20 protein-coding genes are annotated in these 25,463 nt (G+C 49.0%); 13 read left to right on the forward strand and 7 right to left on the reverse strand.

The window, feature by feature from the left end:
• Positions 1–364: 364 nt before the first annotated feature.
• From E2I14_RS12000 to E2I14_RS12055, 12 genes are all read left to right on the forward strand, one after another.
• The gene (locus E2I14_RS12000; protein ID WP_133328772.1) at positions 365–958 is read left to right on the forward strand and encodes a hypothetical protein; all 594 of its coding nucleotides are present in this window, start codon (positions 365–367) and stop codon (positions 956–958) included.
• A 33-nt stretch (positions 959–991) separates the two neighbouring features.
• On the forward strand, positions 992–1,276 hold the full coding sequence (locus E2I14_RS12005) for an HPr-rel-A system PqqD family peptide chaperone (protein ID WP_133328774.1): 285 nt from the start codon (positions 992–994) through the stop codon (positions 1,274–1,276).
• Between the two features lie 30 nt (positions 1,277–1,306).
• Positions 1,307–2,188 carry an HprK-related kinase A gene (locus tag E2I14_RS12010; RefSeq protein WP_227544718.1) on the forward strand — a complete coding sequence of 294 codons (882 nt, stop codon included), beginning with the start codon at positions 1,307–1,309 and terminating at the stop codon, positions 2,186–2,188.
• Positions 2,185–3,279 (forward strand): nucleotidyltransferase domain-containing protein, encoded by a 1,095-nt coding sequence (locus E2I14_RS12015; RefSeq protein WP_206105632.1) that lies wholly within the window; start codon positions 2,185–2,187, stop codon positions 3,277–3,279. The genes E2I14_RS12010 and E2I14_RS12015 overlap by 4 nt, the downstream gene beginning before the upstream one ends.
• 647 nt (positions 3,280–3,926) lie before the next feature.
• Entirely contained in the window at positions 3,927–5,321 is a 1,395-nt protein-coding gene (locus E2I14_RS12020) for a TIGR03013 family XrtA/PEP-CTERM system glycosyltransferase (protein WP_227544719.1), read from the forward strand.
• 16 nt (positions 5,322–5,337) lie between these two features.
• Positions 5,338–7,410, forward strand: coding sequence for an XrtA/PEP-CTERM system histidine kinase PrsK (prsK, locus tag E2I14_RS12025; RefSeq protein ID WP_133328780.1), 2,073 nt, complete (start codon positions 5,338–5,340; stop codon positions 7,408–7,410).
• A gap of 16 nt (positions 7,411–7,426) precedes the next feature.
• Positions 7,427–8,779: a PEP-CTERM-box response regulator transcription factor gene (prsR, locus tag E2I14_RS12030; RefSeq protein ID WP_133328782.1), complete on the forward strand. Its 1,353-nt coding sequence runs from the start codon at positions 7,427–7,429 to the stop codon at positions 8,777–8,779.
• A 29-nt stretch (positions 8,780–8,808) separates the two neighbouring features.
• Positions 8,809–10,410, forward strand: a complete 1,602-nt coding sequence (locus E2I14_RS12035) for an acyl-CoA ligase (AMP-forming), exosortase A system-associated (RefSeq protein ID WP_133328784.1) — start codon at positions 8,809–8,811, stop codon at positions 10,408–10,410.
• Positions 10,391–11,638 (forward strand): pyridoxal-dependent decarboxylase, exosortase A system-associated, encoded by a 1,248-nt coding sequence (locus tag E2I14_RS12040; RefSeq protein ID WP_133328786.1) that lies wholly within the window; start codon positions 10,391–10,393, stop codon positions 11,636–11,638. Before E2I14_RS12035 ends, E2I14_RS12040 begins: the two co-directional genes overlap by 20 nt.
• Positions 11,639–11,690: 52 nt before the next feature.
• Positions 11,691–13,802: an RIFT barrel domain-containing protein gene (locus tag E2I14_RS12045; protein WP_227544720.1), complete on the forward strand. Its 2,112-nt coding sequence runs from the start codon at positions 11,691–11,693 to the stop codon at positions 13,800–13,802.
• A gap of 1 nt (position 13,803) precedes the next feature.
• Complete coding sequence (locus E2I14_RS12050; RefSeq protein ID WP_133328788.1) at positions 13,804–15,129, forward strand: polysaccharide pyruvyl transferase family protein; 1,326 nt, start codon at positions 13,804–13,806, stop codon at positions 15,127–15,129.
• Positions 15,130–15,308: 179 nt separating this feature from the next.
• On the forward strand, positions 15,309–15,899 hold the full coding sequence (locus E2I14_RS12055) for a PEP-CTERM sorting domain-containing protein (RefSeq protein WP_165967819.1): 591 nt from the start codon (positions 15,309–15,311) through the stop codon (positions 15,897–15,899).
• Positions 15,900–16,098: 199 nt separating this feature from the next.
• Here the strand turns inward: E2I14_RS12055 and E2I14_RS12060 are convergent, their stop codons facing one another.
• Positions 16,099–16,926 (reverse strand): AraC family transcriptional regulator, encoded by an 828-nt coding sequence (locus E2I14_RS12060; RefSeq protein ID WP_133328792.1) that lies wholly within the window; start codon positions 16,924–16,926, stop codon positions 16,099–16,101.
• A 56-nt stretch (positions 16,927–16,982) separates the two neighbouring features.
• On the opposite strand from E2I14_RS12060, the gene E2I14_RS12065 reads away from it, so the two are divergent.
• Positions 16,983–17,753: a class I SAM-dependent methyltransferase gene (locus E2I14_RS12065; RefSeq protein WP_133328794.1), complete on the forward strand. Its 771-nt coding sequence runs from the start codon at positions 16,983–16,985 to the stop codon at positions 17,751–17,753.
• Positions 17,754–17,904: 151 nt separating this feature from the next.
• Here the strand turns inward: E2I14_RS12065 and E2I14_RS12070 are convergent, their stop codons facing one another.
• From E2I14_RS12070 to E2I14_RS12095, 6 genes are all read right to left on the reverse strand, one after another.
• Entirely contained in the window at positions 17,905–18,558 is a 654-nt protein-coding gene (locus tag E2I14_RS12070; protein WP_133328796.1) for a PEP-CTERM sorting domain-containing protein, read from the reverse strand.
• A 337-nt stretch (positions 18,559–18,895) separates the two neighbouring features.
• On the reverse strand, positions 18,896–19,939 hold the full coding sequence (locus E2I14_RS12075; RefSeq protein WP_133328798.1) for a GNAT family N-acetyltransferase: 1,044 nt from the start codon (positions 19,937–19,939) through the stop codon (positions 18,896–18,898).
• Positions 19,936–20,913 (reverse strand): glycosyltransferase family 2 protein, encoded by a 978-nt coding sequence (locus E2I14_RS12080; protein WP_133328800.1) that lies wholly within the window; start codon positions 20,911–20,913, stop codon positions 19,936–19,938. The genes E2I14_RS12075 and E2I14_RS12080 overlap by 4 nt, the downstream gene beginning before the upstream one ends.
• A 1-nt stretch (position 20,914) precedes the next feature.
• On the reverse strand, positions 20,915–21,949 hold the full coding sequence (locus E2I14_RS12085; RefSeq protein ID WP_133328802.1) for a GNAT family N-acetyltransferase: 1,035 nt from the start codon (positions 21,947–21,949) through the stop codon (positions 20,915–20,917).
• Positions 21,946–24,486: an oligosaccharide flippase family protein gene (locus E2I14_RS12090; RefSeq protein WP_133328804.1), complete on the reverse strand. Its 2,541-nt coding sequence runs from the start codon at positions 24,484–24,486 to the stop codon at positions 21,946–21,948. Before E2I14_RS12090 ends, E2I14_RS12085 begins: the two co-directional genes overlap by 4 nt.
• Before the next feature lie 19 nt (positions 24,487–24,505).
• Positions 24,506–25,450, reverse strand: coding sequence for a polysaccharide deacetylase family protein (locus E2I14_RS12095; protein ID WP_165967820.1), 945 nt, complete (start codon positions 25,448–25,450; stop codon positions 24,506–24,508).
• Positions 25,451–25,463 lie beyond the last annotated feature (13 nt).

Consider the following 25,463-nt stretch of genomic DNA (forward strand, 5'->3'; position numbering starts at 1 on the left):
GTGAGTTTGTTGTTAATTCCAGACAACAATTGCGCCAGACAATGTTTCTTGGAATTATTAAAAAATCTTAAGTTGGTCGGTTGAACCAGAAGTAAAACGTGTTAAATTAGCCGGCTAGAATTGTAGGGCGATGAGTGTCGAGAATTTTTACATATTAATTATAGTAAATTAATTGATTTGTGCTAGGGTATTTTCGAGACTTGCTAACGCATTGAAAATATTGATTATTTTAATAATTCGCTAAGCTGGAATATTTGTTGCTTAGGTATTGCGTTAAATGTTTGAATTGCTATTACGTTAATTCAAGCCAACTTTTTCAGTAATGACCTATTCGCACTTTGATTAAAGTCTCAGGGATAAACCAATGTCGGCCGAACAACCTACCAACAAAGACGAAACTTCAGCGTTGCCCAACGCTGTGCAGCAAGCGAGCGTTCAATCTGGTGTCAACAGCGGGCGGCGTCGCTTTACCAAAGCGGGTATCGCAGCTTCGGGCGTGATCGTCACTTTGGCAAGCCGTTCTGCGTTAGCAGCGGAAGCAATTTCTCCATCAGGTTTTGTCTCAGTCAATCAAAGTCGTCATGGCGCGCATCAAGAAAGCCGTGCCCGTCGCCCACAATATTGGGCCACTGCAAGCCACTGGCCGATCGACAAAGACACCAAATTCAATCAGATCTTTCATCAATGCTCCCATAGCTCGGCCTATCACAACATGTCGTGCGCTGAAGTGATCGAAGGCAAGCGTGGTCATCAAGGCTCGACAGCAAATGGTGTAGGTCCGTATTTGGTGGCAGCCTATTTAAATGCCGCAATGGGATGGACTGAAGATTATTTGACCACTTCGCAGTGCGTCATTATGGGCAACGAATGGCTGACCACCGGCATCTTCCGACCGACCGCCAATGTCACCTGGAGCAGCGCTCAAATCATTAATTATTTTCAGAATACGCAAGTCTAATTTTGATTTACCTCTGAGAAATCGGGTTGAGAAATGGACTCTGATAAGACTTGGTCAACTCACATTGTGAGCGGCGTGCATTTGCTCCCAATGAGTGAAGAATTCGTCGTCTATGAACCCGTTTCGGGCAATACCCATCTGCTCGGTTACGTTGCGGGCGAGATTTTGCAGCAGCTATATCAAGCCCCATCCAACTTGGCCAAACTCACCGCTACGCTCGCTGCCCAATGGCAGGAAACCTCTTCGCCTGACATCTTGCAAGCAGTTGCCGATGTGCTCGACGAGTTGCGGGCGATGGAACTCGTTGAGTGTGCCTGATTGAAGCTTGCCGAACTTTCCCAATCGAATTTGAATCACCAACTGCAGCGCGGCCTGTCGCTGCAAACCGGCAGCTTTGTGGTCAAGATCAAGTCGTCTATTCCTGCTGTTGCTCGTGGGCTTGCATTGCTATATGCCGAGTATCCGATTATTGAAGACAGCTTTGCCGATTTTCATGTGACCATTTCCCAGCCATCGACGTGGCGGCGCTACTTCAAGCCGCAAGTGCTGTTTGGTTTTGAAGGTGTTTCGCCGTTTAGCCCACTCCCTTACGATCAAGCTTTTCCGATGTTGGAATGGGGCATGAATTGGTGTGTGACCAATCACGCGCATACCTATTTAAGTATCCACGCCGCGGTGTTAGAGAAAAACGGGCGCGCGGTGATCCTAGCTGCGCCACCCGGATCAGGTAAAAGCACGTTGTGCGCTGGTTTGATGATGCGCGGTTGGCGCTTGTTGTCGGACGAAATTACCTTGGTGCGCTTGAGCGATGGATTAATTGAGCCGCTCCCGCGCCCGGTGAGCTTGAAGAATAATTCGATCGACGTTATCAAGCAGTTCGCCCCCGATTCCGTATTTAGTCCAGTGGTGCATGACACGGTCAAGGGCACGGTGGCCCATCTAAAACCATCCAGTTCAAGTGTCACCCGTGCGCATGACGTGGCTACGCCTGCGTGGATTATTTTCCCGAAATATGTCGCTGGCTCAGCAACCTCGTTGACTTCGGTCGCACCGTCACGCGCCATGATGCAGGTGGCTGAGAACGCGTTTAATTACGGATTGTTAGGGCAAAACGGCTTTCATGCCTTGGCCAAGTTAATTCAATCGTGCCAAAGCTACGATTTTCAATATAGCGAATTGGACCAGGCGATTGTGCTGTTCGATCAGTTGTCGTTGGCGGTGGCGGCATGATGGGCATTCCACTCATTGTCAGCGCTTTTCGCGAACCAGCGGTGCTGTGTGATTGGGATGTACGGCGCTGGGATTTGTTATTGCGTCAATTACGCCAAGCTAATATGACCAGCAGTTTGTATGAATTGATGGACGCGCGCGGGCTATTGCATTCCATTCCCGCGCAACCCTTGCGTCATCTTAATTGGGCGGCGCAATTGTCTGAGCGACACAGGAATTCGGTGCAATACGAAGTGGCTGCGATTTGGCGTGCGCTAGAGTCCACAGGCGTTCAAATTGTGCTACTCAAAGGTGCCGCTTATGTCATGGCCCAGTTGCCCAATTTTGCCGGACGAATTTTTTCGGACATCGATATTTTGGTCGCCAAAGAACACATCGACGAAGTTGAATCAGCGTTGATGATGGCCGGATGGCATTCATCCCATCACGATGAGTACGATCAGCGTTATTACCGCGTGTGGATGCATGAGTTGCCGCCGATGACGCACGTCAAACGTGGCACGATGATTGATGTGCACCACGCGATTTTGCCGATCACAGCCCGTCTGCAACCCGATTCCGATAAGCTGTTACGGAGTGCTGTGCCGCTCGCTGGTCACGCGCATTTGTTCACCTTGGCAAATACCGACATGGTGCTGCACAGCGTAGTGCATTTGTTTTACAACGGCGAATTTGAGCATGGCTTCCGCGATTTGGCGGATATTCATAATTTGCTACGCCAGTTTTCCGAGCAGCCACAATTCTGGATGCAACTAGTGCCGCGTGCCGTGGAGCTTGAATTGACCCGGCCTTTGTTTTATGTCCTGCGGTACGTTAGTTTGTTCTTCCAAACGCCGATTCCGGTCGAGGTGATGCAGCAGGCCGACGTCGGGCGACCGAATGCGCTGCTGTTGGCGTTGATGGACCCATTATTCGAGCGTGCATTGCTGCCGCATCATGTTAGTTGCCAAGATCAGTTTTCAGAATTGGCTAATTTTTTACTCTACATACGCGGTAATTGGTTGCGCATGCCGCCCTTACTGTTAGTTCGCCACTTATTCCACAAAGCCTTTATCTCGAAACGGGAAGCAGTCGCTGCAAAGCCGCAGTGATGTTGCACTCGCTAGATTTTCTGGCCTTATTTCAACTTCGGTTTGTTCGCCTCGATCTAGGTTTGCTAGATCACGCGTCGTTTGCCACATCAGCCGCCGCTTCAATTTTGTACCCACCTCAGTCGAGTAGCCTAATCCGACAAATCTGTCGGACTTTCTTACACTTTTTTATTTAATTTAAAAAGTCATTTTTAACTCATTGATTTTATTGAATTTAACAATTTGGCACAAAATTTGCTTTTGTTAAATTCTCAACTTTTAAATCGTCAATGTGCGGCGGATTGTGTGCCGATTTGAATCGTGAGAATAGCGACAAAACCAGCTCAGGGAAAAAATATCGTTGCAAAGTGGCTTGGTCGTTGTGCATTACAGCAGCAAATTTTGAACGTAAAAACCAGCAATAAAAATCAATGCGGCAATACAACACAAAGCGAATCGGTTGAGGAATTTCGGGCGCAAATTGTTAGCAATTTGTTTCTGAAATGCAAATTATCGACTACACTATGCGCGCCGTGACGAAATAATCTGGTTTTAGTTCAATTAATTTACAAACTTAATAAATTTTCTATGAAATGCGTCGGGACCCGAAGGCTCTCGATGGCTTGAGATGTACCTGCGGTCATTTTTAATGCGGAAATTTTTAGATTATGCGAATTGCCAATCATCACGTTCCACAGTTCACGGTGCTTTTTCTGTTGTTAGAGACTTCGTTCGCAATTCTGGCTGTTTATCTCGCGGCGTATTTGCGCTTTCCACCGGAGTTTATTCACTACATCCAAACTCACGATAATTTCTTTCTCACCGCCGTCATTTTCGCGGTGATTTTAATTTTTAGCATGAGCGCGCTGGGGATGTACCACATCAATTTTCACAAGGATTTACGCGGCACGTTTTTACGCTTGCTGCCTGCCTTGTTGCTAACGTTCATCCTCTTGATTTTAGGTTTTTATTTGTTTCCTGATCTGTATATGGGCCGCGGTATTTTGTTTTTGATGATGATTAATGCGACCGTATTTATTTTTATTGCGCGCATCTTGATTTACAAATCATCGGATTCAGCCTTGATCAAATCGCGTGTGGCTTTTCTGGGTTCTGGCGAGTTAGCCAAAGAATGCTACCGACTGGCCTTAAACAGTACCTCCTACAACCGTTATTCGGTGGTTGGCTTTGTGCCAATGGAGGGCGAAGAATCGACTGTGCCGCAAGACAAAATCTTAGTTAGTGAAGGCGGACTCGCTAGTTTTTTTCAAAAAAATAAAGTGGTCGAAGTCATCGTGGCAGTCAGCAATCGGCGCGGGCAGCAGTTCCCGTTGCAAGAATTATTGGCCTGCAAATTGGCGGGAATTAAAGTCATTGATGCGACCGCTTTTTTCGAGCGTGAAACCTGCCAAATTCGCGTCAACACCATGCAACCAGGTTGGCTGGTGTTTGGCGAAGGGTTTAACCAATCGTTTTTGCGTGCTGCGGTTAAGCGCTGCTTCGATCTGATCGCTAGCTTGATTCTATTAGTGCTCACCGCAGGGATTATGGTGGTCACTGCGCTGTTGATCGTGTTGGAAGACTTCGGGCCGGTGTTTTATAAGCAGGAGCGCGTAGGGCTAAACGGTAAAACGTATAACGTACTTAAATTTCGCAGTATGCGTACTGATGCAGAAGCCAGCGGCAAGCCGCAATGGGCTAGTAGCAATGATCAGCGTGTGACGCGCGTGGGCAAGGTGATTCGCTTGCTGCGTATCGACGAGTTGCCACAAATTCTTAACGTGATTCGCGGCGATATGAGCTTTGTTGGTCCGCGTCCTGAACGTCCGTTTTTTGTCGATAAGTTGATCGAAGAAATCCCCTTTTACAACATGCGTCATAGCATCAAACCGGGCATTACCGGCATGGCGCAAGTGCGTTACGGTTACACCGCGACCAAAGAAGACACCATTCAAAAGCTGCAATACGACCTTTACTACGTGAAGAACAACAGTTTGTTCCTCGATTTACTCATCATGCTGGAAACCATACAAGTGGTGTTGTTCGGTAAAGGGGCGCGTTGAGTGGAAGTGAAACACTATGCCAAATAACATTGCCATCTATAGCTACGGCAGCGCCGCGCTAGGCTATGTGCTTTTGGCGGGAACCTTAGCCTTAAAGTGGAAAAAGCAGTGGCAGTGGGGCATGTTTTTTGCGTCATCAGTCGTCTCGGCGATCTGGGCTGCGCTATTCGTGGCCTTGTTTGGTTACGGACTTAATGTCGGTTCGGCGGCGCAAATAGTGGAAGTATTGCGCAGCGTTGGGTGGATTGTTTTCCTCCTCATGCTAATGCGCCCAGCGAGTACTAACGCTGGCAGAAAACTGGTCAATACACGCCCCTTTATTATTACCATCTTGACCTATTTATTGGTCTTGTTTGTCGGCACCATTCTAGTCAACCTCAAATTGATACCGAGCTTGGTTGGCTTAGTCGCCATCTCGGGTCGGGCAATCATGGCGGTGATCGGCATGCTGCTGGTGGAGCAGTTATTCCGCAGTTCTACGGAACATGATCGCTGGAGCATGAAGTTTGCCTGCTTGGCCTTGGCTGGCTTATTCGTGTTCGACTTTTATTTGTATTCCGACGCGATGTTATTCCATGTGCTTAACGGAGAAATCTTAGCGGCTCGTGGATTTGTGAATGCGCTATTGATTCCGCTATTTATTATTTCGCTTAATCGCAATTTGGAATGGACGACTGGCATCGCGGTATCGCGGCGTATTCTGTTCCAATCCGCGACCTTAATCGGCTCGGCGGTGTATCTGCTCATCATGGCTGCCGCTGGCTACTATTTACGTTTTTTTGGCGGCCAGTGGGGCGGCGTTTTGCAAATGGCGTTTCTGTGCGGCGCGTTTATTTTGCTGTTTGTGGTGCTGTTTTCCGGTTCGATGCGCTCCAAATTGCGCGTGTTTATCAGCAAACACTTCTACCAATATAGCTACGATTACCGCGAAGAGTGGATTTGCTTTACCCGTGTTTTATCCGCCGAAGGCCCCGGTTTGGGGGAACGTGCCATTGCGGCCGTGGCCCAGTTGGTGGAAAGCGGCGCGGGTACTTTATTTCTGAATCGGCAAAACAACGAGTTCCAAGTGACCGCGCAATGGAATACTAATATCGTGTGCCAAGCCGTCGCCGTCGATAGCGACTTAAGCCAGTTCATGCAAGAAAAACAGTGGATTATCGACTTGCACGATTACCGCAGCGACCCAGCCAAGTACGACGATGTTGAAATCGAATCGTGGCTGGTGAATTTGCCTGGTGCTTGGTTACTGATTCCTTTATTTTTTCAGGGACGCTTGCTCGGTTTTATTTTGCTCGAACAAGCGCGTAGCAAAATCGAATTGAATTGGGAAATTCTCGACGTGCTTAAAATCGCCGCCAGCCAAGCCGCGAGTTATTTAGCTCAGCAAGAATCTGCGGATGCGTTGATGATCGCGCGCCAGTTTGAATCGTTCAATCGCATGTCCACTTTTATCGTGCACGATTTAAAGAACATGGTGGCGCAGTTGTCCTTGATGATGGTGAATGCCGAAAAGCATAAACACAATCCAGAGTTCCAAGAAGACATGCTGCAAACCATCGATCATTCCATCCAAAAAATGAAAACCTTGTTGCAAAAGCTCGCGCGCGGTGTGGAAGCGGATTACGTCACACCGTTAGAGTTGGATGAATTACTGCGCCGTGTGCTGGAAACCAAATCGCCTTATGAGCCTAAGCCAGTGTTGGAAGTTGCTCAGTCGGGCATCGTGGTGTACGCCAATCGCGATCGACTAGAGCGCGTGATTGGGCATTTAATACAGAACGCGATCGACGCTACGCCGCGCGAAGGTTCGGTCAACGTCAAACTGACCCACAGCAACCAGACTGTGGTGATTCAAATTAAAGATAACGGCGCTGGCATGAGCGAAGACTTCATTAAAGAAAAATTATTCTCGCCCTTTGTCTCGACCAAGGTCGCTGGCATGGGGATTGGTGTGTTTGAGACTCGGGAATATATACAACAATTAGGTGGCCGACTTGAAGTAACTAGTGAACCACAGGTCGGAACCTGCTTTACAATCATCTTGCCAGATAACAATAATCAGGACTTCGCAATCGCCAAGCTTGCGTAATAGAAGGGGAGCTAAGTTGGATCAGGATAAGAAAAAGCTATTGGTGGTGGAAGACGACATTGGCCTGCAAAAGCAGCTCAAATGGAGTTTAGACGCCTACGAAGTGCTGTTGGCCGCCGATGCCCAAAGCGCGATTGCGCTATTGCGCCGACATGAACCCGCCGTGGTCACAATGGATTTGGGCTTGCCGCCGGACCCCGATGGCGCGTCCGAAGGATTGTCGCTGCTGAAACAAATTTTGACTTTATTACCGGACACCAAAGTCATCGTCATCTCTGGTAATCAAGACCGCAAAAACGCCGTCCAAGCAATTGCCATGGGCGCTTACGATTTTCATCAAAAACCGTGCGATCCAGAAGTATTGGGCTTGGTGATTCAACGGGCTTTTTATCTGCACGAGCTGCAAACTGAAAATCGGCGCATGGTGCAAGAACGCAATGCCACGCCACTAGCGGGTGTCATCACGCGCGATCCGGCCATGTTAAAGGTGTGCCGCAGTATAGAAAAAGTTGGCCCATCGTCTGCGTCAGTGATGTTATTGGGCGGTAGTGGAACCGGTAAAGAAGTGTTAGCCAAAGCGTTGCACCAACTCAGTCCGCGTAAAGATAAACGCTTCACCGCGATTAATTGCGCGGCGATTCCCGAGAATTTGCTAGAGAGCGAATTGTTCGGCTACGAAAAAGGTGCGTTCACCGGTGCGGTAAAACAGAATATTGGCAAGATCGAGTTATCGCACGAAGGTAGTTTTTTCCTCGATGAAATCGGTGATTTGCCGATGGCTTTGCAAGCCAAGTTATTACGCTTTTTGCAGGAACGCGTGATTGAGCGGATTGGCGGTCATAAAGAAATTCCCGTGGATGTGCGCATCATTTGCGCGACCCATCAAAACTTAAAAGCGCTGGCTGAATCGGGGCGTTTCCGTGAAGATTTGTATTACCGTTTGAGCGAAATCGTTATCACCATTCCGCCGTTAGCGGAGCGGGTAGGCGATCCTGCTTTGTTAGCGCACCATTTCAAAAATAAATTCAATTCGCAAGAAGGCCGCCCAGGACTGAAATTTAGTCCCGAAGCCTTAACCTTAATTGAAAATCACCCGTGGCTAGGCAATGTGCGCGAGATGGAAAACTGCATTAAACGCGCCGTCATCATGGCCGAAGGCCCGCAAATTTTGCCGGAAGATTTGGGTTTAATACAGGGCGATGGTGTGGTCGAGCGCATCAATTTACGTCAAGTACGCGAAGAAGCTGAATACAAAGCGGTCTTGAAAGCGTTGTCCTATGTCGATGGAAATATCGCCAAAGCGGCGGAGTTATTAGGTATCAGCCGCCCGACCATGTACGACGTGATGAATCGTCATTCGATTAAATAGTTTTGGCGTGAATTTCTACTTAAAACACAATGACTGAACTTGTTCATCAGCTACTTTCAGAGACGGCAAAACGACAGCCCGATGCGGTGGCGTTGCGCTTTCAAGAGCAATCGCTGAGCTATGCAGCGTTGGATGCACAAGTTAATTTGTTGGCCCAGTCATTATTGGCATGTGGTGTGCAACGCGCTGAGCGTGTGGCCGTTTATTTGGAAAAGCGTTTTGAAAACGTGGTGGCCATGTTCGGCACTTGGCAAGCGGGCGCGGTGATGGTTCCGATTAATCCGCTGCTAAAGCAAGAGCAACTGAGCTACCAACTCAACGATAGTCAGGCTGCGCTGCTGATTACTTCTTCCGAGCGTTTTGCGGCGAATGCTGCGGCGTTGCGTCACTGTGCATCGTTGCGGTATGTGCTTGTGCTAGGAAGTTCGGTTGAACATGAGGTGGAGTTTCCTTTCACCGTAATTCGTTGGGATGAGGCGCTCAGTGCGCGGCCAGTATTAGCCACGCCTCGCGCCATTGATATGGATATGGCGGCGATTTTGTACACGTCTGGCAGCACAGGCAAACCCAAAGGCGTGGTGTGTTCGCATCGCAATTTAGTTGCGGGGGCGCGCAGCGTGGCGACCTACCTTGGCAACAGCGCTGAGGACCGTGTGCTATGCGTTTTACCGTTTAGCTTTGATTATGGTTTGAGTCAGCTAACAACAGTATTTTTAACCGGCGGCACGGCGGTATTGCTCAATTATTTGCTGCCCAATGATGTGCTGCAAACCGTGCGCGCTGAGAAAATTACTGGCTTGGCGGCTATCCCGCCGTTATGGGGGCAATTGGCGCAACTGGATTGGTCGGGCATTGGCAGTATGCGCTACATCACCAATTCGGGTGGCGTGATGCCGCGTCCGGTATTAAGCGCCTTGCGGCGTAATTTGCCCAGCACGTCGATTTATCTCATGTATGGATTAACCGAAGCATTCCGCTCTACCTATTTGGACCCTGCACAAGTGGATGTGCGCCCCGATTCGATTGGTAAAGCAATTCCAAACAACGAAGTGTTGGTATTGCGCGCCGATGGCACCGAATGCGATGTGGATGAAGTCGGTGAACTAGTACATCGCGGCGCGGTGGTTTCGCTCGGTTATTGGAACGATGTTGCGGCTACGGCGCAACGATTCAAACCACTGACTCCACCAGTAGGCGCATGGCGTTTGCCTGAAATGGCGGTGTGGTCGGGCGATTTGGTGCGTAAAGATAGCGAAGGTTATTTGTATTACGTGGGGCGCAATAACGACCTGATCAAAATTTCGGGCTACCGCATCAGTACTGTTGAGATCGAAGAAGTTTTGTTCAACGTGCCGGGTGTGACCGAGCTGGCCGTGGTCGGCGTGCCGCATCCAGAATTCGAGCAAGCCTTGATCGCCGTTGTGTTACAAAACCCGCAACAGACATTGACCGTGGATGTACTGCGAAAGCATTGTCAACGGCATTTGCCCGCCTACATGCAGCCCAAGCATTTCGTATTAGAACATTCCGCTTTGCCACGCAACGCTAACGGTAAGATTAACCGCCTAGCCATCGGACAACAGTTCGCCACTTTTTTCCAGCAGCCCATTAATGCAAACCAAGAAACCTGAACACGCGCCGCAAACTCAGTTTGCTGTGGCCGATAATTGTTTGTTAGTCGGCGGCATACCTTTGCCAAGGGTGGTGCATCGCGCTGGCGCAACGCCGTTATATGCCTATGACCGCGCTTTACTCAGTGCCCGAGTACAGGTCTTGAAACAAGTCTGTCCGACTGAGTTACGCATTAATTATTCGCTCAAGGCCAATCCGTATCCAGCGCTAGTTCAGCACATGGCGAGCTTGGTAGATGGCTTTGATGTGGCCTCATCCGCTGAAATGCAAACCGCACTTTCCACTGGAATCGATGCTGGTCACATCAGTTTCACCGGTCCGGGCAAAACCGATGCTGAGCTGCGCCAAGCCATCGCCGCAGGCGTGATGATTCATGTGGAATCGACCAATGAATTGCGCCGAATCGATCAACTTTCGCGCGAGCTAGGCTACCTTGCACAAGTCATGCTGCGCATCAATCCCGACTTTGAATTGAAATCGTCGGGGCTCAAAATGGCAGGTGGGGCTAAGCAATTCGGTATCGACGTGGAGCAAATTCCCGCTGTGTTAAAAGCGCTGGCAGACATGACTATCCAATGCGTTGGGTTTCATATCTATGCAGGTTCGCAAAATTTAAACGCTGCTGCGATCAACGAGACCTTGACCAAAAGCTGCGAGCTGGCGATCTCGTTAGCCCAAATCGCCATTGGCGCACAGCGCCACTGGGTGCGGCGTATCAATCTTGGTGGCGGCTTTGGGATTCCGTATTTTCCCGGCGATACGCCGCTCGACATCGCTGCGATTGGACAGCATTTACAGGATTGCGTGGCGAAGTTACAGAAGACTATTCCCCATGTTGAGACTGAAATCGAATTAGGGCGCTATTTAGTCGGCGAAGCGGGGATTTACGTCACGCGTGTAATAGATAAAAAATTCTCGCGTGGACAATGTTTCTTGGTCACCGATGGCGGCATGAATCATCATTTGGCGGCATCGGGAAATCTGGGGCAAGTCATTCGTAAAAACTATCCGGTAATCGTTGGTAATAAAGTTAAGGTAGAGTCCGAACAGCCAGCCTCAGTGGTCGGCCCGTTGTGCACGCCATTAGATTTGCTGGCCGATCAAATGCCGTTGTCGCATGCCGAAGTAGGGGATTTCATTGTTGTGTTTCAATCCGGGGCGTACGGAGCGAGTGCGAGCCCGGCCAATTTTTTATCGCGTCCCGCGGCAGTTGAAGTGTTGGTGTAGGCAGAGTCGTACTGGTCTTTTGTTGCAATGTTTCTTCAATCAGGGGTGTCACATGCTAGCCAAACGTATTGTCGTTTTAACGCTGTTGTTGCTTGATGTCGGCCTAGGTAATGTAGCGCAAGCGCAGACCAGTTCCGGAACTTCCCCTAGTCAATCGGCCACGATTACGCGGGTTAAAATCCAACGCGCCAGTGGGCCGAGCGGCAGTTCACCTACTTCAGCGACTGCCCCGGTAACCTTTGGACAGGTTTTTGCCCAAGGCGATTTACCTAAATCTGGCTCGCTGAGTGCCAGTTTGGACGATGGCACCGCAGTCCGCTTACAGGTCGATCCTAAAGCGAGCAATCCGGATGGTTCTATCCGCCACGCGGTCATCACCGCGCTAGTTCCGTTTGATCGTTACGGCAAAACGACGCTGTTATTAAACCGTAATGCAAGCGCACCAGCCATCTCCCAAGGAGCTGGCCCCGCTGAGTTGCTGTCGAATGGTTTCAAAGCCGATGTGCAAATTAAGCTGAACGGCGAAACCTACACGGCGTCCGCCGATGAATTGTTGCGCAGTACGAGCAAACCAAGCGTTTGGTTATCCGGTCCGTTGGTCAACGAATGGCACGTTTCGGCGCCGCTAAAAAGCGACAAAGGCCAAGCACATCCGCACTTGACTGCGCGTTTCGCGATTCGCTCCTACACCGGCATGCACAGCGCGACGGTGGATGTGGTGATTGAAAACAATTGGGCCTATGCCCCAGCGCCGCAAAACTTGATCTATGACGTGGTCGTCTCGGTGGCGGGCAAAGCGGTGTATTCGAAATCAGCCTTAACCCATTTTCACCATGCACGCTGGCGTAAAGTGTTCTGGTGGGGTAGTGATAATACCGTTGCGATTCAACACGACACCGCTTATTTGATCGCGACAAAGGCGGTGCCGAACTACGATCAATCGATTCGGATTGCGCCGCTTGCCATTCAAAAAATGGATGCGCGTTTTGTTGGTGCAGCGACCGAGCCGATGGGCAACGGCTTAGCTGTTCCGTACATGCCGACGACCGGCGGGCGCAGCGATATCGGTTTGCTGCCGGGATGGGCGGTGAGTTACTTGCTGAGCATGAATGAAATTACCCGCAAAGTGACCTTGGGCACAGCGGATATGTCGGGCACGTGGTCAATGCATTACCGGAATCAAATCACTGATCGGCCAGTGAGCTTGATAGATTTCCCCTATATGACTTTGGTCGGAAGTGCTTCGGATACTTACAATCCTAAGACCAAGAAAAGTGAGGCTTTCCCGCCCTGCGGCGGCGATTGCGCTACGCCTTATAGCGCTGACACTGCGCATGAACCGGCGCTGACTTATCTGCCTTATCTAGTCACGGGCGACTACTATTATTTGGAAGAGCTGCAGTTTTGGACGATGTACGATCTGTTCCAGAGCAACCCCGGTTATCGCGCCAATATAAAGGGCTTGTTCCATCAAACCCAAGTGCGGGCGCAAGCGTGGAGTTTGCGTGATTTGACTTATGCCGCTTACATCACGCCGGATGCCGACCCATTTAAAAAACAATTCGAGCAATTTTTATCGGACAACCTAGATTGGTATAACGCGACTTATCAACCTAAAGGAAGTCAGGCCAATGTGTTCGGTGCGTTGATCGATGCGAATGCGCGCGAATACCTCGATCAAACCGCGATCTCACCGTGGCAAGACGACTTTTTTACCTCGGCTGTTGGACGTGCTATGGAACTTGGATTTGATAAGGCTAAACCATTGCTGGCATGGAAGGCGCAATTCCCGATCAAGCGCATGACCGATCCGGGCTATTGCTGGATTGCAGCAGCGGTATACACCTTTAAAGTAACTGACCACAACGGCGCTCCGTTTTACACCGATATGTCGAGCGCGTACCTGGCCAGCAATCCAAGCGACATCACCGCGCTCCCTTGTGCCAGTTCAGCGATGGCGTCTGCACTTAAATTAAAAACCAACGAAATGATTGGTCATTCGGATGAGCCAGAAGGTTTTCCGTCCAACATGCAACCAGCGCTGGCCTTGAGCGTACATTCTGGCGTTCCGGGCGCGCAGCAGGCGTGGCAGCGTTTTGATTCGCGCTCGGTGAAGCCGGATTACTCGGTTGCGCCGCAGTTTGCCATTATTCCTAGAAATTGATATGGAGTTAGCCTCATTAATGAAGCATCCCGAACACGCTAACAAGGTAGGTAAGCCAAGTTTGCTTATCCACCTGCACGTGGCCATTCCAAGCATTAAGGAAAATCGCCTAGTCGCAATATCGGCGTTGGCAAGAGCAAAAATCGCGCTGCACCGACTGCTAGATTGGTCGGCGTGGTTAGTGCTTGGGAAGTTTCAATTTAAAGGCTACAACTACGCGCGTCGTGAATACAGTAACCGCGGCGATATCGCGATTAAATTAGCGATTAAAGAATTGTTGCGCGCCCAGTTCGCTGAAGCTGATGTGACGTTTACCGAAAGCGAGTGGGGCAACTTAAGCGACCTTACAGTGCGTGAGATTAACGCGCAGGCCGCGTTGTTTGTGGTCGCTGGCGGCGGTTATTGGGTGTTTGACCGCGCCAAGCGCATGAGTCCGTCTTTCTTAGCTGACCTGCCTTATTTTGAGCAAATAACTTGTCCTGTGACGGTGCTGGGTTCTGGTGTGAATTTCAATATGCCTAAATCCGACTCGGTGATCGATGTGGATATTGAACCGGAATTACGTTCGGCACTGTTGCGGTTTGATCGGCGCGTAGATTTATTGGCGGTGCGCTGTCGCTCAACGTTTGAATTTTTTAACGCGATTGGCATGCAAAAAGCGCGTTTGGTTTGCGATCCTGCGGTGTTCAAAGCGATCACTCCCGACCTAGTGCCAACCCAACACGATGTGCTGGCCATCGGCATTAATCTGGCCTTTCATGGCAAATTTGTGGAGCGCTTGTTTGAGCAAAATATTGCGCTGTATATCGCTTTTCTAAAAACGATAGCGCAGCAATTTAAATCGGAATTTTATTATTTCATTCATTCTGACGAAGAATTTTTGGTGGCACAAATACTGAAGGCGGCTGGAATAAAACTTACGGTTGTCGATGTGCCTGCCAATGATTTGGCCGGTGCTTATTGCCAAGTGGATGTACTGCTGTGCCAAATGATGCATTCCAATATTCTCAGTTTTTGCGCGGGCGTACCCGCTCTCAACATTGCCTATGATTCAAAGAATATTGGTTTTAATGATTTGATCGGTATGCAGGAATTTTGCATTAGCGCTTACGCTGTGACGCAAGAAAATCTAATCGAAAAGATGACCAAGCTCATTCAACAGCGCGTCGCGCTCAAGGCGCAATTAGCGGCGCGCAAGGCGGAACTTGACTTAGCGATGCAAGCTATTTTGCGGGATTTAGGTGAACTGGCACATCAGCGCGCTCGGGGCTTGGCCGATCATTCTCAGCCGCTGACGCAGCTAACGCCATATCAAAAAGCTAGTTAATCCTTATAAAAAAAGAAATTTTCCTGTCAGTTTTTTTTACACATTATTGTTGGGCGTTAATTAAATAAGTGTAAGTCATTGATTTAATATGTATTTAATTTCTGGCACAGCATTTGCTTATATTGATGCGAAGTGAAATTTTTATTGGACAGATTAACTTAATTCTCGGGATGGAAAAAATGAACACTCTTAAATCTTTGTCTCTCGTTGCTGCTACCGTAGTGGCAATGTCGTGTGTTTCAGCTAATGCGTCTTCGCTCTCAAGCGATAACGGCAAAAATACTGACGGTGTTGTGATTAATCTCACTAATCAAGACGTCACCGGTGGCAACTTGGTGGCAAGTAATGTTGCTAAGTTCAACGGTGCAACTCGACCAAATGGTGTCGTTGGTAATTGGTTAGCAGGTCAACCAAACAATATCGGCGGTACAGCCGTTTTGGATCTGGTAAATTTGGACAAGGGAATTTACGGCTATTCGGACGTCAGTTTCTTGTGGGGTACTCCTGACGGCTACAACACATTGATCGTTACTCAAGCAAACGGCGCTATCACCAATTTGTTCTCATCAATGTTTTCGTTGAATGGTCAAGGCTACGTCAATCTTTCTGAAACCGGCTCACCAATCGTTAAGCTGGCATTTCAGTCTTCTTCACCATCGTTCGAAGCCGCAAACTTTGAAGGTACCGTAGTTCCAGAGCCAACATCGATCGCATTGTTAGCACTCGGTTTGTTAGGTTTGACAGCAATCCGCCGTAAAGCAAGTAAATAACGCGTAGGTCTCCTCTATCGTTATCCGAGCCCGCCTTGTGCGGGCTTTTTTTCGACTAAGTTCTCGGTTGTGGCGTCGGGTATAGAGGTGGCAGAGGCGGGTGTTGCTAGCCGACTTAACCCAACTTGCAGTAACTGAGGATCTCAACTCGCTTTCAAACGCTGCGGTTCCCAAGCAGGCCCCTGTTTGTTTGAAGCTGCTAGTTGGTTTCGCCTCTAATGTATTTCATTGGTGATGCGCCGACGACAGATTTAAACATGTCGATAAATGCGCTCGGGTTTTTGTAGCCTAAGTTGGCAGTAACCATTTGCACCGATGCGCCTTTGTTGAGCTCATCCAATGCAATTTGAACGAGTAGGCGTCGATTCCAATCGCCTAGGGTCAATCCGGTTTCCTTGGCAAACAGTCGAGCCAAAGTTCTTGCGCTGACACAGGCTAGCGCGGCTAAGTCGGCGGTGTTGGGCATCGGATTGATTTGTTCAATTAACCGGTTGGTTACCTTAATGAGCCGTGGATCCTTGGCCGATGGTAAGTGAATGTCCGTCGGTTCAGCGCGCAAAATTTCGTCCAGCAATACCTGCATAAACCGAAATCCATCATCACCGGGTTGATATTGATCGCCCCATGCCAGCGAACGGAAAATCATTTCGCGCAAAAGATTTGACACTTGCAACACCCGACATTTTTGCGGGAAGCGCGCACTTTCAGCCGCAGAGACAAACAAGCTGTACAAAGTAACTTTGGATTGAAAATAGGTTTCATGCTGCACATCCGGTGGAATCCACACCGCCTGTGTCGAAGGCGATAACCACGTACCTTCTGAGGTGACGACTCTAACTATTCCCACGCTGGCATAAACAAGTTGACCTCGCGGATGCGCGTGCGCTGCCGGCGAAGCTGCACGCTCGACCTGCATTTTTAGGGGGATGACCGGCAAGTCGGGTTCATTACGGAAACCGACGGTAACCGGCTTTAAGATTGTCGTTTTTTCGTTATAAATTGGCGTAATGCAGATATTTTGCCACATTTTATCCGAGTATTATTGGCCCATGTCGCGCATGGGGAATTAACACGGAGAATGAGATGAGCAGTAACAGTGATAGCCATAACGAACGCATTGTCGATCAATTTACCAAGCAATCGATTCCGTTTACCAAAGTGGGTGGCCATTTTGATGCGGTCGAGACCTTGGTAGCGTTGAGTAAGGTGAAGAAAACTGATGTGGTACTCGATGTTGCGTGCGGACCTGGAATAGTAACGTGCGCCTTTGCCCAGCAAGCCTCTAGGGCGGTCGGGATAGACGTCACGCCTGCTATGCTTGAGGTTGCCCAGCAACGGCAAGTTGAACAACATCTTAGCAATTTAGAGTGGCACCTTGGGGATGCTAATCAACTGCCATTTGACGATGAATCGTTTGACGTTGTAGTCACCCGGTATAGCTTTCATCATCTGCTCAATCCTGCCGCTGCGTTGGGTGAAATGATGAGAGTATGTAAGCCCCATGGGGTCGTGTTGGTGGCTGATATTGCGATAGCAGATCAAAAGTCAGCTTACTTCGATGAGCTCGAAACGCTACGCGATCCATCCCACGTGCACGCATTGACTGAAACCGAATTCGACCAACTCATCAGGCAATCCGGCTTGCGCAACTGCGCATGCACTAGCTATCCGGTCGATATTAGCTTAGACGCAATCATGAATGCATCTTTTCCCAATCCGGGAGACGAAGAGATCGTCAGAAATAGGATTACGGAAGACGTAGAGTTGAATAATCTGGGAATTAACGTGCGTCGGGTCGAGAACAAAATCGTGTATTCGGTTCCGATTGTGGTGTACGTTGGAACAAAGGCGTGATTGAAGATAGTTGGCTTACAGCGGCGGGATTGCAGATTGGTATCCACTATTGGATCAATGCGCTCGGTCGCTGAATTTCCATCGCCTTTGGGTTCGATTAAATTGACTGGCTAGTCGATTAATCGCCCCAAGGCGAAGGTGATCATGGCAATTAATTTGCTTGACGTTTACGTGCTGCGAATCCAATTAAGGCCAACGCGCCGACCAATAACAGTGCATATGGTGCTGGTTCTGGAACATTGTTTGTATCGACAGCAGTTTCAAATACCAAGTCCCAATTAGGCTGATTGCCGTAGCCTGCGCCAGTGTAGATACGACCACCAGCATAAGGATTATTCGTATTACCTAATATGCCGCGATAAGCCAAATCACCGGGGCCAGTGACAGCAGTAAAGTCAAACGTATATTGATTACCGGCGACCACGTTGATACCGAGAGCGGTCGTGTCGATGGTGATTAACCATTGATTAACGCTTGGCGTCCAGATCGAGGAAACATTAACGGTGGAATGACCCAGCAAAGCGCCGCCAATACCATTGCCGCTATGGATATCCATAGTCAATGTATCTCCGCCGTTCTGTATGCCGCCGTTTGAACCCAAATAAATATCGGTCAGCAAACCCGTTTTACCGGCTGTAAACGATTGCCCCAATGGATAGTTGGTTACAGTGGCGAAGCTGAATTCAAAGGGTACGCCAGTGTTAAAGGATAATTGAGATTGATCGATTGGCGCGGCGTTTGCCGTTGATGCTAGTGCTAGCAATGAAGCTGCTATAAACATCGTACGTAAAATTGTTTTTATCATTTTGGGTCTGCCTATTGTTGAGCTGAGATTGGAATATCGGGGAGTGTCTGTAAATCCGACGTCGTATCAAGCAATTTGCGCGCCCGCAATAAATGCTATTTAAAATCAGTCGGTTAGGGATTTGTTATTCTGTGAGTGTAAAAATAACCGACAAATTTCCGCTTAAAATTTACGTCGTTCAATGCTGATTTAAGCGCAGCACAGTGCCAGCTAAATTAGCGGTCCATAGCGATGGGCATTCGAGGCGCCTACATTTACACCTCATCCAAATCAGACACGCGCGATTGTCTGCAATGAAGAAAACGGCGAATGAGGAGTTCGGTTTTAACGCAAGAATTTAGCTCGTTCCAACATCATTATTTGCATTCAGCCGAAACTGCGCATAATCCTCAAGCCGCAATATCAAAGATCGCAAACTAGGTCGCCGTATTGCGCCTACGCCTAATTTGTACAGATGGTTGGAAAAGTCCGCCTTGTGACGCTGTGCGCCCATACCGTTGTCGATGGTGTGGATTCCATTGTCGGCGGCCTGTTGGGCTAAAAAATAAAACAGTAAGCGCCCTGGGGAATAAGAAGAATAACTCGGTTCATAGACTGGAAACCAATAATGCAAAATCCCATTTGCGGCGATGCCGAAATGCGCGCTAATGAGATGCTCACCGGCGTACAGCTGCGACAGCACACCTTTGAAATCATTGTGCTGGGTGGCGTGTAAATGGTGCAGCAATTGCTGTTGCCACTGGCCTGCCATCCCATCATTTACCCCGGTTTGTTGATATTGGCGGCGCTTATTGGCGATGAGTTGGTTCAAATCGTTGCTGTCGCTGGAATGAAATTGCAGCCTTAACGGGCCAACTTCTTTGCTGATTTTATTGAGGCAACGCAGCGTGTCTTTAGCGACTTTAGGCACAACTTGCTCGCGCTCTTTCCAATAATTGTCAAAACCTGCGTCTAACTTGGTGGCGGTTCCATCGCGCACGAATTCTGCATTAAAACCTAGCTGGGGTTGCAATTGGTGCAGATGATCAAAGGCATATTGGTGTATGCCCGAGACGCGCAATAATTTCTGAATCTGAGCTTGATCTAATGCGTGATGCGCTATGTAGCCGTTGTAATCGGAAAAATAATGACCGACGCGCTCAGCTCGGCCTAATAGCCGATTAGTGAATTGAAACGGGAAAAAACCGCTTGGCTGCTGGTCTTTAAAAGTGACTGTCACAAAGCACTGCTGCGGCAAAGCCTGAGCGACGGCCTTGGCAAAATAAGGCGAAAAGAATGGGCTGTGCAACGCCGGAAGTGTGCTGCTAATGGATTGCCAGGCCGCCAATAATTCTGGCGACAACTCATTCATCGAAAAGCGCTTAAAAACCAGCGAACTCATGATCTAAGTTTGCTATAGACCAGCATTAACAACGCTCTAGGAATATAGAGAAAGCTTTTTATCGGACGCGTGCCTTGGGTTAGCGCGTTAAAAAACACTGGAATACTGGCTAAGTATTCGTCCGAGAAAAATAAATTACAGCCAGTTTGGAATGAATGTTGGCCGCGAATATTGCGGATTTCTTTGGTCGATAATTTATCTTGCTGCGCGATTAGATGTTTTTCTAGCATAGGAAAAACAATGGATTGCGATTGCGCGTGGTGGCGTTTCATTAAGCTGCCGGCGCTGTCGTAGTAGTGAATCAGAATGTCTTTTAACACGCGCACCTTGCCGATTAAGGCTAATTTAATCCACAAATCTAAGTCTTCGCCAACCTGCAAGCTTTCATCAAATCCACCTAAATCAACCACCAAATTACGTCGTGTGAGCACGGTCGGCGTCGGTAAAAAGTTATAAATCAGCAGCGTCTTCCACGCATCAGTGCCTTCAACGGGAGGGCGGTTGATATGGCCTTCTTTGAGAAAATCTCCCGATTCCGAGACAAACTTACTATTGCAAGAAACCAGCGCGATAGAATCGTCGCTTGTGATTGCGGCCAGTTGCTTGCTCAGTTTTCCTTCTAACCAAATATCGTCAGCATCCAGAAACGCGAGATATTTTCCCTTGGCAGCGCGTATGCCCATATTCCGTGCAGCGGACACGCCGCCATTGCGGGGCATTCTAAGCAGCCGAATAGCAGGGTTGTTATTGGCCAATGCGATGCATAAATCAACGGTGCCATCTGAGCTGCCGTCATCAATGATGATGATTTCTAGCGAGTCGATTTTTTGCTGCGTGACCGAATCGATCGCGCGCGCGATCGTGCTAGCGGCGTTAAAAGCGGGGATGATGACGCTGACGTCAACGCTCACATCGAGGCCGAAATCGGATTCGCTGTCTTGCTCATCAGGATTAGTATTTACTTGGTTCATCATGTTATTTGTTTAGGCGCCAAGCCAGACTTTGAAAACTACGCACAATAAAAGCCGATGGCGCATGGTTGTGCCAAACGCCGCGGTAAAACCGATGTTCTTCGCTACGAATTTCTGACTTCCCGTTGGTAATGCCTTCGCCACGATCTATGGTGTGAATATTGTTGAGCGGTGCAGCGGCATAAATATGTTTTAGCAGTAGTTTACCGGGCGCATATTTAGCCATTGCGGGGTTATAGACCGGCAGCCAGTATTGCAGCACTCCATTGCCCAAAATCCCAAAGTGACTGGCGACCCATTGATCACCGGCGTAGAGCTGGGAGAGGATTCCCGTGCACGTTGCCGATTCGGTGTACAGCAGTTGCTCTAATAGCTTCAGCTTCCATTTGTCGGCCAGCGCATCCGGCACTTCGGTGCGCGAATATTGACGGCGCTTTTGCTCGACTAAATGGTGCAGGTGCACGGTGCGATGTTGTTGTTGGTCGAAAATGAATCGGATTGGCCCAATGTCCTCAATCAGATGATGTTCGCGGCGTTGGTTTTCCTTAACCTGCTTTTTGCTGAAAATATCGGTTTGGACGTTACCCGGCTCGATTTGTCGGCAGGCGATTTTCAACCCGGAACGTGGTCGTTCACCCGTCAAACCAAAAGCCAATTGCGATTCGTCCAAATGCGAAAAGCTCACATGATTTAATCCGGCCAGAGTTAATAATTGTTCCGGCGTAATGTGCAATGATTGGTCGGCAATCAGGCCGAAATAATCGGTCATTTGACCACCGACCGGTGCAGCCGATTTGAACAGTTGTAATACTGGATTGGCAAACTGAAAGGGGAAAAAACCGCAACTGCGCCCATCTTGCATTAGGACGCACACTTTGACGTTGGTGCCTGTCTTCTCAACTGCATAGGCGTATTGATAGCTTAAAAAAGGCGAGGCGACTTTAGACTGACTGCTGGATAAATTATCCCAAACGGCAATTTCAGCCGCGGTTAATTCGCTAGGTCGGGCAATGCGAGCGGTCAATTGCTTTTGGCTCATAAGACGGCCCTCGCATAGCGGATCGCATTGATGGGGCGCAAAAATAAGCTGAACGCTAACATGAAGGGATGAAAACGGCGCTGTTCATCGGTGATTTCTAGTTCGCTAATGGCGATCCGGCCAAAGATTAATTCATCCGGATTTTGTTCATTCGTGCGATTGAGCACGGCATCACTGCTGAACAAAAATTCATAACCAGCAGCGCGACAGGCTTCAATCACAGTTGGGTTATAACTGCCATGCGGGAACGACATCGAGTTGATCGACGCATTGCTGCCATTTGTCGCTACATTTCCCTTCAGATGCGCTAATAAGCTGTTGAGGGCAGTGCTAACTTCCGTTGCTGGATCAACTACCTTGGTCAGTGGTTGGTGCGTGTGCCCGTGGCTGCCGATGGTTTGCGTGCCAGCGAGTTGGATGAATTCTGCTTGGCTCAACATGGCGGGCGACATGTTCGATTGAGTATGCAGGAGCGAGGCCAGACGATTCAGTTGATCGAGCGCCAGCGGTTCTAATTGTTTGATAACAGCACGAATACCATCCGGCTGTTTGAGCAGATCGGCCGAAAATGCAATGTCGATTCCCAACGTGCTCAAGGCAGAATTTAATGTGTTGATATTGCCCAAATCTGTAATCAACAAACTATAAATGGCTTCCTGCCAAAACGGTGCTGCTTGATCGATGACCGAACCAGCCACAAAAACCACGCTATGCATTTTAAAGTTGTCGAGTATTGGTTGGGCAAATTGTGCAGTGTCGGCCCATCCATCATCGAAGGTGATTAACAAGCTGCGTGGCGGAAGTTGTTGACCATTTTTATGAGCCTGAGCAAGTTGATCGAGCGTGATGACGTGATAGTTCTTTTGGAAAAATCTCAGACATTGGCGGAACGTCTCGGTGCTCATGGTCCAAACCGGATCAGCGCCTAAGTCAGCGATTTGATTAGCCGGCAGCACGCGATGAAACATCGCAACCGTGAGTGCATCTTTATTGCGAATCCGGTGGTACAGGCTCAGGATGCCGACTTGGTAGAGCAAAAATTTGACGCACGATTTTGCCAGATCAGCCGAACTCCATTTGCCGTGGAAAGTTGCTGGAGGAGGGAAGTAGCCCGCCGTTAAAAACTGCGCCAGTTGATCGTACAGCGGGTGTTTGGTCACCACTATGCCGATCAACCAACCGCTGAAAGCAGTGGCGACAGCGACCAATAATTGCACCGTTTGATTACCGCTTGTGGTGCTCCAAAATAATGCGATAGCGAGCGGCCCGACGATGCTAAACAGCGTGACAATAGCGCTATGCCAGCAGGTCACGATTAACTCACCCAAGGTCACGCCAATGGTGAGCTGCAAATATCGATTAATAATAAAAAAAGTAATGCACTCACCAACAATAATGGAAATAGAAATGCCGGTCAGCCCAAATTGCGAGGCCGCCACAATCGCAACTACTTTAATCGGTTGCGATAACAATTGCGCGTAAGTTGCTTGGCGCACCTGACCATTGGCTATCATCACATGCCCCGCAAAAATCGATAATGCCGTAATTGCGCCCGCCAAGCACAGCATTTGCACCACGGGTACCGACGCATTCCATTGCGAGCCATACAGCACATTAATAATCTGAAACGCCATGATCGCCATGACCGCAAAAAACGGCCACGCCAGCAAAGTCAAATAATTGACAGCCAATAAATACGGTTGCTTCAGTTCCGCGCCTTCGCGCTTGAGTTGCGAAAAATAGGGCAGAACGATAGGCGTTAAAGCCGAGGCAATTAATTTGGCAAATAGTTGAACCAAGCCATTACCGCGACTGAAATAACCGACTGCTGCCATGTCGATCGTTTTCGCGATGACCAAGTCGGGACTGTTCGTGCCGATCGCGTTGGCGGCGTTACCGACGCTCGATATTCCGCCGAAAGAAAGAATCGTTCCGATGTTAGAGAAGCGTGGCAAAAACGGTAGATTCTTGGGGCGGAATAAATTTGCGACCACGCCAAACGACAAGATGCCAGCAAAATTAGCCCACGCCAAACTGAGTGCGCCAAAACCTTGGTAAGCCAAGGTCGTTGCAACTGCTACATGGCACAGTGCGCTGGCAATCTTAATAAAGAAGATGGTCTTGAACTTCATCTCGCGTCGGTACAGCCCGAACAAGAGCGAGCCAAAGGGCGAGACGGCGAAGCTCAATGCCATCACATGCAAAATACTTTTGAGCGCTGGATTATCATAGAAATGCGCTACCGCATCGCTGGAAATCAACATGATCGCCGCGACTAGTAAAGCCAAAATAATCGCCACGCCGAACGCCGATTGAATTTTTTCTGAGGTTAAATCGACTTCGGAAATGATGTAGTTGACCACGCCAAAATCGCGGAACATGTGCAACAACACCATTAAAAATGCAGCGACCGAAAACACCCCGGTATCGGCTGGTGTCAAGAGTCGGGCAAGAATCAGGACGCCAATAAATTGAATGGTCAATTCAAGATATTGGGTCACAAAATTAATGCCGATCGATTTTTTTGTACTAGTCATAAACCCTGATCTTTTTCAATTATTGTCCCAACCAGCGCAACAGCCGCAACTGGAACATCAAAGGGGATTTATCCCAAGGACAGCCGCGCGGAATCTGGTAAGGATCGGTATTTTTCGATACCGCATCAATCGAGGTATTAAATGCTGCGCTGTATCCAACTTCTTTAGCCATCTGTGCATGCCGTTGGTCGTAATCCAAACCAACCTTGCCGTTCGGGTAGGCGAACAGATTAACTGGCTTGCCAGTGATGGCCTCCAGTGTTTGCTTACACTGGATCATTTCTTTTTTGCCTTCTTCTTCGGAGATATTGAGCAGAATCGGATGGGTGACGGTGTGGCCGCCGATCTCAAAGCCGTTATTAGCAAGATTTTTAATCATCGCTTCCGAGAGCATTAATTCTTCGTGAGGCGCCGCGCCCGCGAGTTGTTCTAAGCGATGAGTCAGCGCCAGACGTTGTTCGGAAGTTTGGTACTTAACCGCCTGCACTAATTGGTCTGCCACAGTAACTCGATCAGACTGATTATTAATCGTGTGCACGCCAAGGCCAATTACGCTCAGATCGATGGTGCTAGGTTGGATGTGACGGATGGCTTCGATAATGCGGTCATTCCACATATTGCTGCCATCGAGGTGGCTAGTCGCAATAAAAACGGTAGCGCTTAAATTGAGTTCCTTGACTATTGGCAGCGCCAAATCGTGGGTTGAGCGGTAACCATCGTCAAACGTGATGCTGACCGCGCGCGGCGGGAGCGTGCCATTTTGCAGTTGCTCCAAGGCGCTGCTTAGCGGAATTACATTGAAGTTGCGCACCAATGCTTCCATTTGCCAACGGAATGTATCGACATTGGGTTCGGAAGTCAGCATTTGGTCTGGCTTATCGAGAATGCGGTGATAAATCAAGATAAACAGTCGTTCGTTACCGACTTTACGCAATCCCAACTGATCGCCAAACAGTCGAAGCAACGACGACTCCAAC

The organism is Sapientia aquatica, assembly GCF_004358105.1.
Lineage (GTDB): Bacteria > Pseudomonadota > Gammaproteobacteria > Burkholderiales > Burkholderiaceae_D > Solimicrobium > Solimicrobium aquaticum.